The sequence below is a fragment of the Streptomyces sp. NPDC026515 genome, from assembly GCF_055567595.1.
Genome location: NZ_JBVHQD010000017.1, coordinates 57,702 through 73,135 on the forward strand (window position 1 = coordinate 57,702; position 15,434 = coordinate 73,135).

The following is a 15,434-nucleotide window of genomic DNA, read 5'->3' on the forward strand; positions in this document are numbered from 1 at the left end:
GCGTCCCGGGTGCGCAGGGCGGGGGAGGGGATGCGACGCTGGAGTGAGGGCCCGCGAGTGGAGGCCCGAGTGCGTCCTCGGCCCGACGGTCCGAGCGTCGCCGGGCGGCCTCACCGCGTGGATCCGGTCCGCCGCGACCAGGACCGCGCGACCAGCCCGGAAGGCGGGTGCGTCCCACGCGCACGTCGACCCGTATCGCCGGTGCCCTCACCGGCCTGACCCTCACCCTCGGCGGTGCGGTCCTCGCCGCTCCCGCGGCCCGGGCGGACATCCCCACCTGCACGCGGATGGCCGAACTGGCCGGTGCCGGCTTCCGACTCGGTCACGGCGGCCTCTGGCCGTGGTGTGGCCGGAGACCTGCGGGGTTGCGTCACCGGGCTGACCGGGGCCGGAGTGGCGGGCGGCGCCGCGACCGGTGCCTGCCGGGCGGCGGCCCACGAACCGCGTTAGAGGCGTTGGTGGCACGGCCGCATGCCGCTCGGGAGCCCTGCGCCTCGCCTCGCGTGCCTCAGGCGCAGCGCCCATGCTGGATGAGCAGGGCGCCGTCGTCGTCAGACCCGCTCCTTAGCGAAGGCCGGACGCAGGCGCCTGAGAGGAGGAGGAGGACGTCATGCGCGTACGAAGGATCCTGGGCCTCGCATTGGCCGCGGCGACCCTCGCCGGCGCGAGCGCCGTAGGCGCTGTCGGCGCCGCGTCCGCCTCGTCTCCCCACATCTCCCGGAACGACTGCACGGCCGCCGGCGGACACATCGTCTCGCGCCCCTACGCAGGCGAGGCCTGCGAGCTGCCTGACGGGACCAACCCCGCGATCACCTGACCGGTCATCACGCGGGCGGGCAACCCGGCGAGGTGGAGTGACGACACCCGGTCCACCCCCGGGTCCATGGCCCGCGACCGTTTCGAAGCCGGGCCCGCCTGGGACAGGTCATCCCACAACCTGTCCGAGCCCAAGATGATGGATCCAGAGGTGGCGTGTCCCGCACCGGCAAGGCCGCAGGGCGGCGGCTGCTGGTGCCACGGCGATCCTGAGGTTTGTGGTGGCGCTGGATCGTCTTCGGCGCCACCACAGGTCACGGGGAGGGCTGGTATCACTTTCCGGCCAGGTCTCGAAGCCTCTGAGCGCGCTGGGTTCTGTCGAATAGTCGTTCTTCTCTACGAGAGGAACCAATGGCAGTGTGTTTCGAACTGATAAGGCGCAGCACCAGGAGGGCCAGCATTCGAGTCTGCAACCGAGTAAACATCCGAGGGGGTACGCGCTTCCGCGTGGTGAGAATCTGACGCGAATTCAGGATACTTTTCTCTTTGCGGACGTCTGCGGTTTGCCGAGCGGCGGGAAGCGCGACCTCGTCCACCGCTTTCAGTCCTAGCGCGGCAATGCCGGCGGAGAGATTCGGATATTCCTTCTCCAGCCTCCTTCTCTCGACCCGGTCCCCCTCAAGGACATACTGCAGGTACGACATGGCCACCGCGTGCGTGCGGGGTGACTCTAGGGCAATCCTCACGACACGCCATGGTACACACTTCGTGGCGCCTGCCTGTGCAGTTGAAGAACCTCATTGGCTGCGCTCTCTGGTGTCGCATACCGCTGAAGATCCGGCGGCCGGCCTGTCTGAAAGCCATATGGCAGGGAGAATGAAATAGAGTGAAGTGAAAAGTCATATCAGGTTTCCGGAAAAGATTTCTGTAGGGGGATCTTTCCGTCGGTACGAGCGGCTGGTGAGCCGCTTCGGTCAGATCTCGGGGCGTGGCGCGTAGACGCCGTTCTGCAGTCTTGATCACTTCGCGGATGACGGCCATTGAGCTGCCATGGTGCCGTCAGAGGGCGGTTGGAATTCGGGCGGCGCCCGCAGAAGGGTCGACTGCAGGCATGCTCCGCCCCCTGGCGACGTTCGGTGCACCTATGTCACTCCGGTGCCGTCAGGATTTCCTCGGCGTGGAACGAAGTGGCGTTCCTTGCCATGGCTGAACAAGTGGTACGTGGCGCGTTGCCGCAACGGCCTCGACTTCCTGTGACGGGACAGCGTCACGAACGCCGTGTCCAAGATCGTGTAGATCGTGTGTGCCGACCCCGGGGCGGAAGAACCGGGGTCGGCACGAGTGTGTTATGGCAGCGGGGTCCCCGGAAGTTCAGTGAAGCCTGCGCCGCAGCTGGCCCCCAGGTTCGACGCGCTGAACGGAGTCGCGGTGATGTTGCATACAGCCTCGTAGATCGCCCCCTTGTCGGTTTCCACGTTGAGGAAGAGCTTGTTGGGGTTGGGCGCACTGCTGTCGGTGGCGGACACGGAGGCGTCGATCACGCACTTCGGGGCGTTGGCGACGGCATCGATGTTCGCCCATACCCCAGGGGTTCGGCTGTCGTTGAGGAAAGCCTTCCCCTTGCCGTCCGTCACCAGGCGGAACTCGGTGTTCGCGAAGGTTCCGAGGGCCACGATGTCGGTGTCGAAGCCACGCTCGTCCTCGCGGCAGCGTGTACCGACCGGCCCCTTCTTGAGGCCGCTCTGGTTCGCCGACTTCCCGGACGAGACTCCGGGAGTGGAGTACTTGGCTCCAGCCGCCACGTGAGTGGCGTTCTGGGCGACCGCGGGCGAGGCGAAGAGTGCCCCGGCGGCGACCACTCCGGTCACTGCGAACAGGGCTCTCGAACCGTACTTCATTCGCGTGTCTCCATTCTCTGAGGGTGTGCGACGCCGACCCGGCGGTTCGCCTGGGGGAGCTCTGCCGAGCAGAGGTTGCACACTCGGACATAGCCGATCATTACCAGTACAGTCTTGCGATAAGTCATATATCGGAATCATCACCTGTTGAGAGCACGGGGCTGCCTGGGTGGATCAAGCGAGTGCCGCAGTCGCGCCGGGTGAGGGCCATCATTCGTCCGGGCCGAGTGGGTCCGCGGTCTGATGCTGGGCGTGTTCTGGGTGGCCGACGCCCCTCGGTTCCTGGACGGGGGGTGTCCTTCCTCGGTGGCGGTGCCGCAGCGTTCGCCGCGTCCGGGTGGGCGGAGACCTTCGGTTTTGAGGATCTTCGCCTCGGCCGGCCGCCGTGACAGCAGCCGCGAAAGGGCCCCGCTCGTGATGCCGAAGGCATCGGCCGGTACGCCACGCGTGGCAGAAAAGGTGCATCTGCGGGCAGTTCGCCTATGGTGATGCCGTGCGCGGAATTCTGCTGGCCGGAGGCACCGGCTCGAGACTGTGGCCGTTGACCCGCTCGGTGTCCAAACAACTCCTGCCGGTCTTCGACAAACCGATGGTCTACTACCCGCTCTCCACACTGCTGATGGCCGGCATTCGGGAGATCCTGATCGTCACCACCCCGCAAGATCAGGATCAGTTCCGCCGGTTGCTCGGCGACGGCGGCCAGCTGGGCCTGCGGCTGGAATACGTGGCACAGGAGCGCCCGAAGGGAATCGCCCATGCCCTCGTCCTCGGGGCTGACTTCATCGGCGGCGAGCCGGTTGCGCTGATCCTGGGCGACAACATCTTCCACGGCACCGGACTGGGCACACAGCTGTCCTGCTACGGCGACCTGAAAGGCGGAAGAGTGTTCGCCTACCAGGTCGCCAACCCCTCGGCCTACGGTGTCGTGGAGTTCGACGAGGAGGGACGGGTACTGTCCCTCGAGGAGAAGCCGGCCCGGCCGAAGTCGCGGTACGCCGTGCCCGGCCTGTATTTCTACGACAGCCGAGGTGTGGAATTCGCGCACGGCCTCAGGCCCAGCGCCAGGGGCGAGTTGGAGATCACCGACCTCAACCGTGTCTATCTGGAGTCCGGGGAACTGAGCGTGACCCGGCTCGACCGGGGCACCGCCTGGCTGGACACGGGCACCTTCTCCTCCATGGTCGAGGCGTCGGAGTTCGTCCGGGTGATCGAGCAGCGCCAGGGCTTCAAGGTCGGCTGTGTCGAGGAGGCGGCCTGGCGGGCCGGACTGATCGACGACGGCCGGCTCCGGGAGCTGGCCCAGCCGCTGCTCGCGAGCGGATACGGCGATTACCTGCTCGGTCTGCTGGAGGAGTCCCGGTACCTGGTGGCACCCCCACGAGGCAGTGGGGACACCGGACCGCGCGGCGGGACAACGGTGCGCACCGTTCCAAATGCCGCGCACCGGTCCGTGAGTTCCGTGTGACGGCGTCCCTCTCCTTACCGAAGTCGCGCGGCTGATGTCCCGAAGGCGCGGATGGTGAGTGCGCTGGGAACGGCAGGACGTTGTTTCGCGTGACCGGTGGGGATCGAAGGGACCTGGGTCGACACGCCTGCGGTGTCCACCGTCTGCGGTTATCGCCGCGATATTCGCTACGCGTTGTTCCGCTGGGACGGGCCAAGGATGCGACATGCGTCGGCGGCGCCGTCCTGGAGGTCGTGGTGGACATCCGTATTGGTTTCCCCGCTCCGGGAAATAGGAGCGGTCCGGCTGGACGGCTGCACGTACCGCTACGGGTGCCTCCCGGAACGGCCGGGGCCACGTCTTCATGGCGCTGGAGGTCAGTTCCGCCGTCGCCGCTCAGGGTTTGGAAGGGTACGTGCCGCAGCGGGAGTTCGGGGTCGGTCCACTCGTCCTGTCGCCGGCAGTGCCTGGCCCGACGACACCGCGGCGTGCCGACTTCGTCCGAGGTCGGCAGGGCGTATCGCGGAAGTCCCGCGGGCAACGGGGCGCATCGAGTCGGAATTTCTGACGCCTTGAACTAATTCGACTCGTTGCGGCCACCCGGGTGATGTTGGGCTATGTCGGGGTCTCATTCCTGTTTACTTCATCGCCCGAAGTGAACAATGGCGCTGTCGATGGCCGCCGTTTGGTGAGCGCGCTCGATGCACGCGTATACGGCGTGGCCATTTCCCAAGTTTCGCGAGGAAGGTTCTCAGTGAGCCGCAGAACAATGCGAAGTTCGCGCGTGAAATCCGCAACCCTGGTTTCGGTGGGCGCGCTTGCCGTCGTGCTCAATATCGCTCCGAGCGCCGCGGCCATCACCGATGCGATCCATCGGTCCGGCACGAGCAGCAGTGCCGGGCTGCCCGGCCCGAACGGTGCCGTGAGCGCCGACCAGGGCAAGGGGCAGCTGAAGTCGGGCCAGAGCTCCCAGGATCATGACCGTGGGCCGCAAGGGCAACGTGGCGACAGAGGCCCGCAGGGCCCGCAGGGCCCACAAGGTGTCCAGGGCTCGCAGGGTGTCCAGGGCAGCACCGGGGCCACTGGTCCGCAGGGCTCGCAGGGCTTCCAGGGCAACAACGGGGCCACTGGTTCTCAGGGCTCGCAGGGTTCGCAGGGTTCGCAGGGCGACACCGGGGCTACTGGTTCTCAGGGCTCGCAGGGCTCGCAGGGCGACACCGGGGCTACTGGTTCTCAGGGCTCGCAGGGCTCTCAGGGTTCGCAGGGCTTCCAGGGCGACACCGGGGCTACTGGTTCTCAGGGTTCCCAGGGCTTCCAGGGCTTCCAGGGCAACACCGGGGACACTGGCCCTCAGGGCTCGCAGGGTGACCCGGGTGTCCAGGGTCCGCAGGGCTTCCAGGGCAACAACGGGGCCACTGGGCCTCAGGGCTCGCAGGGTGACACGGGAGCCACCGGTGCCACGGGTGCGACCGGTCCCATGGGCCCGCAGGGTGTCACGGGGTCGACCGGTCTGACCGGGGCCACCGGCCCTCAGGGCTCGCAGGGTGCCACGGGGTCGACCGGTCTGACCGGGGCCACCGGTCCTCAGGGCTCGCAGGGTGACACGGGAGCCACCGGTGCCACGGGTGCGACTGGTCCCATGGGCCCGCAGGGTGCCACGGGGTCGACCGGTCTGACCGGGGCGACTGGCCCTCAGGGCTCGCAGGGTGCCACGGGTGTCCAGGGTTCGCAGGGCTTCCAGGGCTTCCAGGGCTTCCAGGGTGCGACCGGGGACATTGGTCCTCAGGGCCCGCAGGGTGACACGGGTGTCCAGGGTTCCCAGGGCTTCCAGGGTTCGCAGGGCTTCCAGGGCTTCCAGGGCTTCCAGGGTGAGACCGGGGCCACTGGTCCTCAGGGCTCGCAGGGTGACCCGGGTGTCCAGGGTTCGCAGGGCTTCCAGGGCACCACGGGCGCCACGGGCGCCACGGGTGCGACTGGACCCACCGGCGCGCAGGGTGCCACGGGATCGACCGGCCTGACCGGCGCCACCGGCCCTCAGGGCTCGCAGGGTGCCACCGGCACCACGGGTGCCACCGGCCCCACGGGTCCGCAGGGTGGCACCGGCGCCACCGGTTCGCAGGGCGCACAGGGCACGCAAGGCTTCCAGGGAACGCAAGGCTCCCAGGGAGCGGTCAGCACCACCGTCGTGACCGGAGCCCAGGGAGCACAGTCGACCGCCACCTGCCCCATCGGCCAGTCGGCTCTCGGCGGTGGATATCAGGACGCCACGGCCACCTCCGCCGCGAGCCAGAGTGCCCCGATCGGCGGCTCCCCCGCCATTGGGTGGCAGGCCACCAGCAACGACGGCTCGACGCTCACGGCGTACGTGATCTGCAGTCCGTGACCACCGCAAGGTGAGCGGTGGTACACGCGTACCACCGCCCACCCCGGTTCGGACGAGCTTCGGTGCCCCAAGGCTTCGGCCTCGGGGCGCCGGCGCGTTCCGCCCCGTTTCCGGCGCCGCCACGCGCTCGACGCCGAGTCCTACGACACCGACCTCAGCCGGTCCGGCTTGCCAGGAACGCGCCGCACTCCGGACGGCGAGAAAGACAGACAGCCATGCGCATTCTCGTGACCGGCGGCGCCGGATTCATCGGCTCGGAGTACGTCCGCCGACGGCTGAAGTCCGAGCCGAGGACACGGATCACCGTCCTCGACAAACTCACGTACTCAGGGGTCGAGGCCAACCTGGCTCCCGTGGCGGGGCACCCGGGTTTCACGTTCGTCCAGGGCGACATCTGTGACCCGGACGCGGTCGACCAGGTGATGGCGGCCCAGGACGCGGTGGTCCATTTCGCCGCCGAGTCGCATGTGGACCGGTCCATCCACGGTGCGGGCCCGTTCGTCCGTACGAACGTGGTGGGCACTCAGGTGCTCCTGGACGCGGCCCACCGACACCGCGTCGGCCGCTTCGTCCACGTCTCCACCGACGAGGTGTACGGCTCCATCGGCGAGGGCTCCTGGCCCGAGACGTGGCCGCTCGCGCCGAACTCCCCGTACTCCGCGTCGAAGGCCGGCTCCGACATGCTGGCGCTCGCCTACCACCGGACCCACGGCCTGGACGTCGTCGTCACCCGGTGCACCAACAACTACGGGCCCTACCAGTTCCCCGAGAAGGTCATCCCGCTCTTCATCACCAACCTGCTCGACGGGAAGCAGGTCCCTCTGTACGGCGACGGCCGCAACATCCGCGACTGGCTGCACGTATCCGACCACTGCCGGGGCATCGACCTGGTCCTGCAGGGCGGCAGGGCCGGGGACGTGTATCACATCGGCGGCGGGACCGAGCTGAGCAACCACAAGCTCACCGGTCTGTTGCTGGACGCGGTCGGCGCGGGCTGGGACCGGGTCGAGCGGGTGGCCGACCGGAAGGGCCACGACCTGCGCTACTCGCTGGACGACGGCAAGATCCGCGAAGAGCTCGGGTACGAGCCGCAAGTGGACTTCGCCGCGGGCCTGGCCGCCACGGTCTCCTGGTACCGCGAAAACCGCTCCTGGTGGGCGCCGCTCAAGGAGAGCGCGGGGCTGCGGTGAGCACCGGATGGCTGGTGACCGGCGCCCGCGGACGGGCAGGACAGGCCGGCCGAACTCGCCGCCCGTCCGGACGCCGTGGTGACTGATGCGGGTCGTGCCGAGCTGAACATCACCGACCCGACCGCCGTCCGCGCGGTCGTCAGGGGCCGCCGTGTGGTCGTCAGCTGTGCCGCCTGGACGGACGTCGACGGCGCCGAGCGGTCCGGGGCGGCGGCCACGGCCGTGCACGGCACCACTGTCCGCCACCTGGCACTGGCCTGTGCGGACAGCGGTGCGCTCCTGCTGCACGTCTCCACCGACTACGTGTTCCCGGACGACAGCCGTGAGCCCTGCTCCGAGGACGCGCCGGCAGGTCCTGTCAACGCCTACGGGCGCGGCAAGCTGGCGGACGTGGTGGCCGGCCAGCACGGCCGGCCCACCTGGTCCCGCGCGCTCGCCCGGCAGCCGGCCGCGCTCGGCCGTGCGGGCGCCGGCGGGCATCCACCACGGCACGGCGGACGGCCGCACCACGTGGTACGGCCCGGCGCGGGAGACCTTCCGCCTCGCGGGCCTCGACCCGGAACGGCTCCGCCCGTCGGCTCGGAGGCGTTCCCGCGCCGGGCGGCCCGCCCGGCGTTCGGGATCTTGGGTTACGGCGACTGGGCCCGTTGCGCACTCGCCGTCCTCACGCGATGGGACGACCAGCCGGCCGCGGCCCTCGCCGAGCACCCCTTCGCCGCTCCGGCCGAAGCGGCGCGCAGTAACGGCCCACGGCCGTCGGCCTGATCGCCGAGCGACTCCCGGACGGAGAGAAAGGAAAGGTGCCCTGCGGACCTGACGGTCCGCAGGGCACCTTTTCGCGTGCACCGGCGTCAGACCAGCAGCGGTCCTCCGCACCGCTCGGCGCCGTCCTTCATCGCGATGAGGTTGGCGACGACATAGGAGATGTTGTTCCGGGAGTGCCACTCGGTGGGGAAGTAGGTGACCAGACGTGACGACTGGAACCTGGCCTCGATCTCGGGCACGAAGGCGCGGTACTGGTTGTCCGTGTAGTACCAGAACGAGTTCTCGTTGTAGTAAGCGAGGTGGGTCGGGTCCTGGTACGCGCCGCGGCCGTCGGAGCTGGGCGTCATGGTGAGGAGCATGCCGCCGGGTGCCAGCAGCCGGTACAGCTCGTTGATCAGCGGCACTTTCGCCGGCACGTGCTCGAGGAAGTCCACCGCCCGCAGCAGACCGACCGAGTTGTCGGGAAGGTCGAGCTTTCCGGGCAGGGTCGCGACGATGTCAACGCCCTCACCGGGGTACTGGTCCACGCCGAGGTAGCCGGGCGGCTTGCGGTGCGCCGCGCCGAGGTCCAGTGCGAGCAGTTCACGCCGGTGCGTCCAGGCCAGCGCGTTGGCCTCGATGTACTTGTCGTACAGGGCGACCGTCTCACGCTGGATGTGTGCGTTGATCTCCGGGTCGCGCTGGGTGTTCGCGGGGTGCATCCGCTGCAGGTACAGACAGCGGGCGATGCGGTGGAAGTCGCCGAGGTGGAACAGCCGGCACATCAGGTCCTGGTCGTCCAGCACCGTACGCGTGGCGTCGTACCCGCCGGCCTTCTCGTAGCTCTCCTTACGGAATGCCCGTACGTGGTTCGGCGCGTACCAGATGTAGGAGACGTTGTGCGGCGTCGGGTCCATGGCGAGCGACTGGAGCAGCTTGCGGCCGTCGACGCGGACATCCTCGTACTTCCAGCCGTGCGCCTCGTTGAAGCGGCTCTCGTCCCGCTTGCCGTCCTCGGTGATCTGCGCGGTGTTGCTGTACACGAGGACGGCCTCGGGATGCGCGTCGAACGCCTTGGCCAGTTCAGCAAGGCATGCCTTCGCCAGGAGGTCGTCGTGGTCGAGTTCGACGAGGATCTCACCGCGCGCCAGTTCGCAGGCCCTGCGCTTCGCCGCCCCGACGCCGCGGATGCTGTCCGCGATCTCGATCCGGACCCGTTCGTCGTGCCGTTCGGGTCGCCACCGGGCGCCGTTGTTGAGCACGACGATCCACTCCCAGTCCGCACAGGTCTGCGCCTGAAGGGACTTGAGGCACTCGTCGAGGAAGCGGGGCTGGTGGCTGGGGGTGAAGACGGAGAACCTGGGCGTCGCGGTCGATGTCATCCGTTGGTACCTGCCTGACTCGATGTCGGAGTGGGGGTTACGTCGTCCTGGAACTGTTCCGGGACCTGGGAGTACAGCGAGGGGTCGGCCGCGACGGCGCTGCGGAACTCGTCCTCGGCCTCGTCGTCGTGCTTCTTCTGCGTCAGGATCCAGCCCAGCTGGAGGTGGGCCGTGGCGGCCCGGGGACTGGCGGCGATGGCGCGCTTCAGGAGTCTGACGGCGTGGTCGGTGTCGCTCGCCTTCAGCAGGACCGCCTCGTTGTAGAGGGCCGAGGCGTACTTCGGGTCGATCTTCAGCGCCTTGTCGTAGGCGTCACGAGCCACGGCCGTCCTGCCGTCCCGTTGCGCGAGGACGCCCAGGTTGTACCAGGCCAGCTTGTTGTTGGGTTCGAGCTCCAGCACCCGCTGATAGGTTCTGGCCGCACCTTGGAGGTCCTGGTACTTCTCCTGCAGCAGGGCGGCCTGGAAAAGCGTATTGGCATCCTGAGTCCGTTTGGTCACCAAATTGGACTCGGATTCAGGTGCCGTTGCGGAGTGGGACTGAACCGCCCAGGTGATCACCCCGGCCGCAATCGCCGCCGCGCCGCCGATCCCCGCCCACAATCGCCTGCGTTTCATTTTTTCACATCTCGCATAAATAGTGAAGGATCAAGGATGTGGCTGATCCCGGGCAGGTGATCGACACCGAAAAGACCACGGCGGTGCCGACGGTGCCGGAGTCCGAACCACCGTCATTTCCGCTGACGTTACGAGTTCTTTGTGAGGGTGCGGCCGTTCGGCAGGTATTTGCGGCGTGCAGTCCACCCGAATGCAGGCATCAAAGCCCGGCGAGGCGAAGGGGATGGGTGAGGAATCGGGGCGAGCGCCGAGGGCGAGCGTCAACGCCTGTCCAGGGGTGATCAGTTGCGGCGCGCGCCATCCGTCGGCGTGATGGTGCCTTCGAGTTGCAGTAAATGCAACAATCGTCGCGCATCACGCTCACCGCTGTTTGATATCCATGTCGGCGCCGGGGGGCGCCGTGCACGCTGCGGACGAGGAGTCACGCGCCCCGTGAACCAGGCCGTCGCCAGGGAGCCCGGGACGCGGTCCTGGACGCGCACTTCAAGGAAGAGGCCGGTAGGGGGCTTTGGCCGGGCCGACGTGGGCGAGCTCTTCCGGGGGTTCCTGGGCACAGACCGCTGCCCGGTGGCGAGAGTTTCCCCGCCTCGCCGCCCGCCGCCGCGGTGGGGATTGCGCGGCGGCTCATGGATCACCCCTGGATGCTGAATCCGGTTACCACTTCATCCCGAGTTCGTCGAGGTGGGCGCGTCGCTGGGCACTCAGCCTCGTGGCGCGGCGGCGGACGTTGCTGATGAACGCGCCCGGTTTCACGGGGTCGCCCTCGACGTCCTCGATGTGCTTGCGGGGCACGGTCAGATACCCCTGGCGGGACCGAACTGCCGGGCGGCAGCGATGTTCCGCGCCCACGCGGTGCTCTGGGAGCGGCCCGCGGACCGGTTTTCCCCGGCCGCCGGCTCCACTCCAAGTGCGTTGCTCAGCAGCCATTGCTGGGCGGGGAGGAGTCTGTCCCAACCGTGCCGCTGCGCGGCTGCCCAGGCTCCCAGCTCCTCGCCCTGGACGATGACCTGGTCTGCGGGCGCCGACAGTGTCCCGCCGGCCTACACGTCGGCATGGGCGAGGCACAAAAGCAGCGTTGCCGGCCGATGTCGCAGGAGGGGCACCACCCTGGATCGATCGCGTCCAAGGCCACCAGCCGGTCCTGTGGCAGTTCCCCGGCGTAGAAGACGGTCTCACCCGCTGTGCGTCGTTCGGTGTTCTCCCGTGCCTTGCGGGCGGCGGGGCGCTGGTTCTCGACCCATGTCCCGATCGGGCAGCCCTTCCACACTGCGGAGGTCGGCGGGAGCGGCATCCAGCCGGACGCGGCCGCGTATGCGCGGGCCACGATCAGGCCCTCTTCCCACGCGGTGTCGTACACCGGCCACACCACTCCCAGCGCCCGGAGTTCGGCCACACGCTCCGGCTGCAGCGTTCCCGCGGCACAGGAGCGGCGCTGATCTGCGGCCCGTACTCCCAAGGGGGGTGCCGATCCCCTGCCAGTATGCGGGTGTGACAAAGGTGTAGGGCACCCGCAGTTCGGGGCTGCCGGTCTCGAGCCGCCACCGCGTGGCGGCTTCGATGCCGCGCCGCCGGCAGGTGCCCCCGGAGTCGATGACCGCCAACCTGACGAACTGGGCGATGACGGCCGGATCGCCTTCCTCCAGGAGCCGCAGCACTCCAGCCGCTCGCTCGCTCACCCGCGCGGAGTCCTCCTCATCCTGCCTCTGGCCGGGGGTGACTTCGGGCAACCGCGCACCGCCGTCGTCCGGTTCAACCCGCAGGCGAGCGTCGCGGACGTTGGGGTCGGCGAGGGCCTCGAGCGTGTCCGTGTCGTGGGCCCGCAGAGCTCCGAGGGCCTTTGCAAGTGTTACCGCTCCCGGTCGAGGACGTGATCGGCCACCTCGTCGACAACGGCGTCAAGCGGCCGGCGATGCCCGCCGACTGCCCGCCGTGGGACCGTGTCCACGCGTTCTTCCGCCGCCGGCGCGACCATTGGCCCGTCAAGGAGCGCCATGACCGGCCGCGCCCAGGAATCCGCGCGAGGGAGGGGCGCGACACGGAGCACACGGCCGGCGTGGTCGACTCGCGGTCCGTCAAGGCGGACGCGGCCGTCGGCTCCGACAGCCGTCGCTTCGACGGCGGAAAGCTGATCAACGGGCGCAGGCGGCACGTCGTGGTCCACCCGCCCGGTCTGCTCCTCGGGGTGACGCGCCGCCACGGACACCGGCGACCGCACTGCCACTCAGGTAGGGGAGAAGCGGACCGAGATCCGCTCCGGGATCTCCCTCAGGCCGACGACGTCCCCGAGCCGCTGCCCGGCCACGAGTCGCGGGTGCCTGGAGATCAGCGAGGCGGTGGTTCCGCCGTTCGGCTGGAGACGGACACCCGTTGGCACCCCGGGCCCGGACAGCCCGCCTGAGCTGTGCCAGCTTGTAGGTGTCCTGTCTGTTCCGGCACGGGTCACGGCATTCAGAGCCGTCCCTTTGCGCATGCGGCTCGAAGACTGGAGGCGACGGCCGATGACAGGTGGCGGACGGCCGTCGGGTCCGGCCCCGGCCGATGGGCCGCGGCGAAGGAGACCGGACGAGAGGTCGGCGCCGAAGCGGCTGAAGCGCGTACGTGTCGCCACGGTCGCAGGCGTGGCCGCGGGTCGTGCCCGGGCTCGTGCGACGGCACCGCGTGTAGGCCGGCTGCCGCCGCCTCCGGGGCCGTTCCGCCCCGGATTCCGGCGCAGCCCGATCCGCGGACCCTGGCTGACCTCGGTGTTCGGCCTGGTCCTACTGATGGGTGTTCCGGTGCTGTTCATCACCGGACTGCTCTCCTGCGCCGCCTGCAATTCCGACCTGAGCTCCCTCGACGACGAGACCCCCGACAAGGGCGTCCTGGGCTTCTGCCTCTTCGCCTCGCCCACACATCCCTACTGGCTCTACCGGCTGCTCCAGGGCGTGCACGTGACCTTGGGCGTGGTCCTCGTCCCGGTGCCGCTTGCCAAGCTGTGGTCGGTGATCCCGAAGCTGTTCGCATGGCTGCCGGCCCGCTCCGTCGCCCACGGCCTGCAGCGGCTGTGCCTGCTGATGCTGGTCGGTGGCGTCATCTTCGAGTTCGTCACCGGCATCCTCAACATCGAGCTGTACTACCTCTTCCCGGGCCCGTTCTACCGTCTGCACTTCTACGGCGCCTGGGTGTTCATCGCCGCCTTCGCCGTCCACGTGTGCCTGAGACTCGGCCGGTTGACGCGGACCCTGCGCTCGCGCAGCCTGCGGACCGAACTGCGCACCGACCTCGCCCGCACCGTGCCCGAACCGCCCGCCCCCGACGGCCTGGTGGCGGCCGCCCCCGCGCTGCCGACGATGACCCGCCGCGGCGCACGCGGCATGGTGAGTGCGGGATCACTGCTGCTCCTGGTCGCGACCGCAGGGCAGTGCATCGGCGGGCGGCTGCGCGCCGCCGTGCTGCTCGCGCCGCACACCCGCGACCCAGGCAGCGGCCCGAACGCCTTCCGGATCAACAAGGCGGCGGCGAAGGCCGGCATCACCCCCGCCCTCGCCGGACCTACCCGGCGGCTGGAGGTGCACGGACGCGGAGCGCCGCGGATCCTCACCCGCGAGCAGCTCCTGGCGATGTCCCAGCAGCCAGGCGTGAACAACACCAAGTGGGTCCATCGGCTCACCTTCAGGACGTGGCCATGACACGATTCGTCCGCTGGTACGGCTCAGGACCTCTGCACCCGCTCGTCCTGCTCGCCTCGCTCGCCCTGACCGGCTACGCCATGGTGCGGTTGTTCGCCGTCCAGCCCTGGGCGGTGGCGATCTGGTTCGTCGGCGCGGCCGTCCTCCACGACCGCATCCCGCTGCCCCTGTACTCGCTGGCCGACCTGTCGGCCCTCTCCGTACTGCGGCACCGAGCCGACGCCGCCGACAGACCGGTGGTGCGGTGGATCGACCACCTGCGGGTTCCCGCGTTCCTGTCCGGTCCGCTCCTGGTCTGGTTCCCGCTCCTCCTCCGTCTGGCGGCGCCCCACCCCGGTGGAACCGGTCTGTCCGACGGCGTCTCCCCCGCCCGGCGGCCGGCGATCACCGGCGTGCTCTTCGCGGCCTCCGCGGTCGCCCTGGCCGTCCGACTGCGCCGTACGCACCGGCCTGGCGACGACGAGGGCCACCTCCCGGCCGGACACGGAACAGTCGCGTGACAACGGACGAGGAGGAGCTGTACGACGCCGAGGAGGACCCCTACGCCCTCGCCCTGCGGCCCGGCCGGGAACCGGTCTACCTGCGGCTGGACGACGGGCGCCGCATCCGGGTACCGGTCCACCGCTGGCACGAACAGCCCACGGGGGCCGACAGGACCGTGCTGGAACGCTGCGCGGGCCCGGTTCTCGACATCGGCTGCGGGCCGGGCCGCATGTGCAGAGCGCTCCTGCGCCAGGGAGTCTTCGCCCTCGGTGTCGACATCACACCTCGTGCGGTCGCCCTGACCACCGCCCTGGGCGGCCTGGCACTGCACCGGTCGGTCTTCGAGCGGCTGCCGGCCGAGAGAAGCTGGCGGACGGTGCTGCTCATCGACGGCAACATCGGCATCGGAGGCGACCCACGTGGCCTGCTGCGTCGCTGCGGCGACCTGATCGTCCCCACCGGGTGCCTCGTCGTCGAGGTCGACCCCCATGACGTGGAGGAGCAGTGCACCGCCCGGTTCGAGAACGTGCACGGCCAGGGCGGTCCAACTTTTCCCTGGGCGCGGCTCGGACGACCGGCGCTCCAAAGGATCACCGCCGACGTCGCCCTCACCGTCACGGACCAGTGGACGAGCGGACACCGCTGCTTTGCCGCCCTCTCACCCACCAGGGACCATCCTGCGGCCACTCTGACGTGGCCCCCCGGTGGCGCGGGACAGCAGGACGGCGGTCGTCCGACGTCATGTCACGGGTGAGCCATGTCCAACCCCTTCACACCGCTCCTCGAGAAGGGCGTCAAGGAAGCATCAAGTCGCTGGTCACAGGCCATACTTCACGGGTGGGGGCCGACTGGGTTCCCAGTGGTCCGGT

Annotated in this window: 13 protein-coding genes and 1 pseudogene; 9 read left to right on the forward strand and 5 right to left on the reverse strand. The window is 69.2% G+C overall.

Features of this window, described 5'->3' with window-relative positions:
* Positions 1–610 precede the first annotated feature (610 nt).
* Positions 611–817: a hypothetical protein gene (locus tag ACZ4O3_RS31025; RefSeq protein ID WP_467725378.1), complete on the forward strand. Its 207-nt coding sequence runs from the start codon at positions 611–613 to the stop codon at positions 815–817.
* A gap of 1,285 nt (positions 818–2,102) precedes the next feature.
* Here ACZ4O3_RS31025 and ACZ4O3_RS31030 read toward each other — a convergent pair.
* The gene (locus tag ACZ4O3_RS31030) at positions 2,103–2,654 is read right to left on the reverse strand and encodes a hypothetical protein (protein ID WP_467725379.1); all 552 of its coding nucleotides are present in this window, start codon (positions 2,652–2,654) and stop codon (positions 2,103–2,105) included.
* Between the two features lie 493 nt (positions 2,655–3,147).
* On the opposite strand from ACZ4O3_RS31030, the gene rfbA reads away from it, so the two are divergent.
* The 4 genes from rfbA (at position 3,148) to ACZ4O3_RS31050 (ending at position 8,436) form a co-directional block, all read left to right on the forward strand.
* The gene (gene rfbA, locus ACZ4O3_RS31035; RefSeq protein ID WP_467725381.1) at positions 3,148–4,119 is read left to right on the forward strand and encodes a glucose-1-phosphate thymidylyltransferase RfbA; all 972 of its coding nucleotides are present in this window, start codon (positions 3,148–3,150) and stop codon (positions 4,117–4,119) included.
* A 1,618-nt stretch (positions 4,120–5,737) separates the two neighbouring features.
* Positions 5,738–6,481 carry a collagen-like domain-containing protein gene (locus ACZ4O3_RS31040; protein WP_467725382.1) on the forward strand — a complete coding sequence of 248 codons (744 nt, stop codon included), beginning with the start codon at positions 5,738–5,740 and terminating at the stop codon, positions 6,479–6,481.
* A gap of 215 nt (positions 6,482–6,696) precedes the next feature.
* On the forward strand, positions 6,697–7,671 hold the full coding sequence (gene rfbB, locus ACZ4O3_RS31045; protein ID WP_467725384.1) for a dTDP-glucose 4,6-dehydratase: 975 nt from the start codon (positions 6,697–6,699) through the stop codon (positions 7,669–7,671).
* A gap of 78 nt (positions 7,672–7,749) precedes the next feature.
* The gene (locus tag ACZ4O3_RS31050) at positions 7,750–8,436 is read left to right on the forward strand and encodes a sugar nucleotide-binding protein (protein ID WP_467725385.1); all 687 of its coding nucleotides are present in this window, start codon (positions 7,750–7,752) and stop codon (positions 8,434–8,436) included.
* A gap of 86 nt (positions 8,437–8,522) precedes the next feature.
* Here ACZ4O3_RS31050 and ACZ4O3_RS31055 read toward each other — a convergent pair whose 3' ends face one another.
* The 4 genes from ACZ4O3_RS31055 to ACZ4O3_RS31070 form a co-directional block, all read right to left on the reverse strand.
* The gene (locus ACZ4O3_RS31055) at positions 8,523–9,797 is read right to left on the reverse strand and encodes a glycosyltransferase (protein ID WP_362726465.1); all 1,275 of its coding nucleotides are present in this window, start codon (positions 9,795–9,797) and stop codon (positions 8,523–8,525) included.
* Positions 9,794–10,297, reverse strand: coding sequence for a tetratricopeptide repeat protein (locus ACZ4O3_RS31060; RefSeq protein ID WP_384998259.1), 504 nt, complete (start codon positions 10,295–10,297; stop codon positions 9,794–9,796). Before ACZ4O3_RS31060 ends, ACZ4O3_RS31055 begins: the two co-directional genes overlap by 4 nt.
* A gap of 771 nt (positions 10,298–11,068) precedes the next feature.
* The gene (locus ACZ4O3_RS31065; protein ID WP_467725388.1) at positions 11,069–11,206 is read right to left on the reverse strand and encodes a hypothetical protein; all 138 of its coding nucleotides are present in this window, start codon (positions 11,204–11,206) and stop codon (positions 11,069–11,071) included.
* Between the two features lie 124 nt (positions 11,207–11,330).
* A complete protein-coding gene (locus ACZ4O3_RS31070) occupies positions 11,331–11,807 on the reverse strand; it encodes a helicase associated domain-containing protein (protein ID WP_467725389.1) in 477 nt (158 codons plus the stop codon).
* Positions 11,808–12,257: 450 nt separating this feature from the next.
* Between ACZ4O3_RS31070 and ACZ4O3_RS31075 the strand changes: the two genes are divergently transcribed.
* From ACZ4O3_RS31075 to ACZ4O3_RS31090, 4 genes and pseudogenes are all read left to right on the forward strand, one after another.
* Positions 12,258–12,812, forward strand: a complete 555-nt coding sequence (locus ACZ4O3_RS31075; protein WP_467725391.1) for a hypothetical protein — start codon at positions 12,258–12,260, stop codon at positions 12,810–12,812.
* A gap of 100 nt (positions 12,813–12,912) precedes the next feature.
* Positions 12,913–14,022, forward strand: a pseudogene (locus ACZ4O3_RS31080) (molybdopterin-dependent oxidoreductase); the annotation flags it as partial.
* Positions 14,023–14,078: 56 nt separating this feature from the next.
* Complete coding sequence (locus tag ACZ4O3_RS31085) at positions 14,079–14,582, forward strand: hypothetical protein (RefSeq protein ID WP_362731081.1); 504 nt, start codon at positions 14,079–14,081, stop codon at positions 14,580–14,582.
* Positions 14,579–15,319, forward strand: coding sequence for a class I SAM-dependent methyltransferase (locus ACZ4O3_RS31090; RefSeq protein WP_362731083.1), 741 nt, complete (start codon positions 14,579–14,581; stop codon positions 15,317–15,319). Before ACZ4O3_RS31085 ends, ACZ4O3_RS31090 begins: the two co-directional genes overlap by 4 nt.
* The last annotated feature ends 115 nt before the right edge of the window (positions 15,320–15,434 follow it).

Bases quoted from the DNA above. Each gene is read 5' to 3' on its own strand.
- ACZ4O3_RS31025 (WP_467725378.1), top strand. From the start codon at position 611: ATGCGCGTACGAAGGATCCTGGGCCTCGCATTGGCCGCGGCGACCCTC.
- ACZ4O3_RS31085 (WP_362731081.1), top strand. From the start codon at position 14,079: ATGACACGATTCGTCCGCTGGTACGGCTCAGGACCTCTGCACCCGCTC.
- rfbB (WP_467725384.1), top strand. From the start codon at position 6,697: ATGCGCATTCTCGTGACCGGCGGCGCCGGATTCATCGGCTCGGAGTAC.
- ACZ4O3_RS31040 (WP_467725382.1), top strand. From the start codon at position 5,738: ATGGGCCCGCAGGGTGCCACGGGGTCGACCGGTCTGACCGGGGCGACT.
- ACZ4O3_RS31030 (WP_467725379.1), bottom strand. From the start codon at position 2,654: ATGAAGTACGGTTCGAGAGCCCTGTTCGCAGTGACCGGAGTGGTCGCC.
- ACZ4O3_RS31055 (WP_362726465.1), bottom strand. From the start codon at position 9,797: ATGACATCGACCGCGACGCCCAGGTTCTCCGTCTTCACCCCCAGCCAC.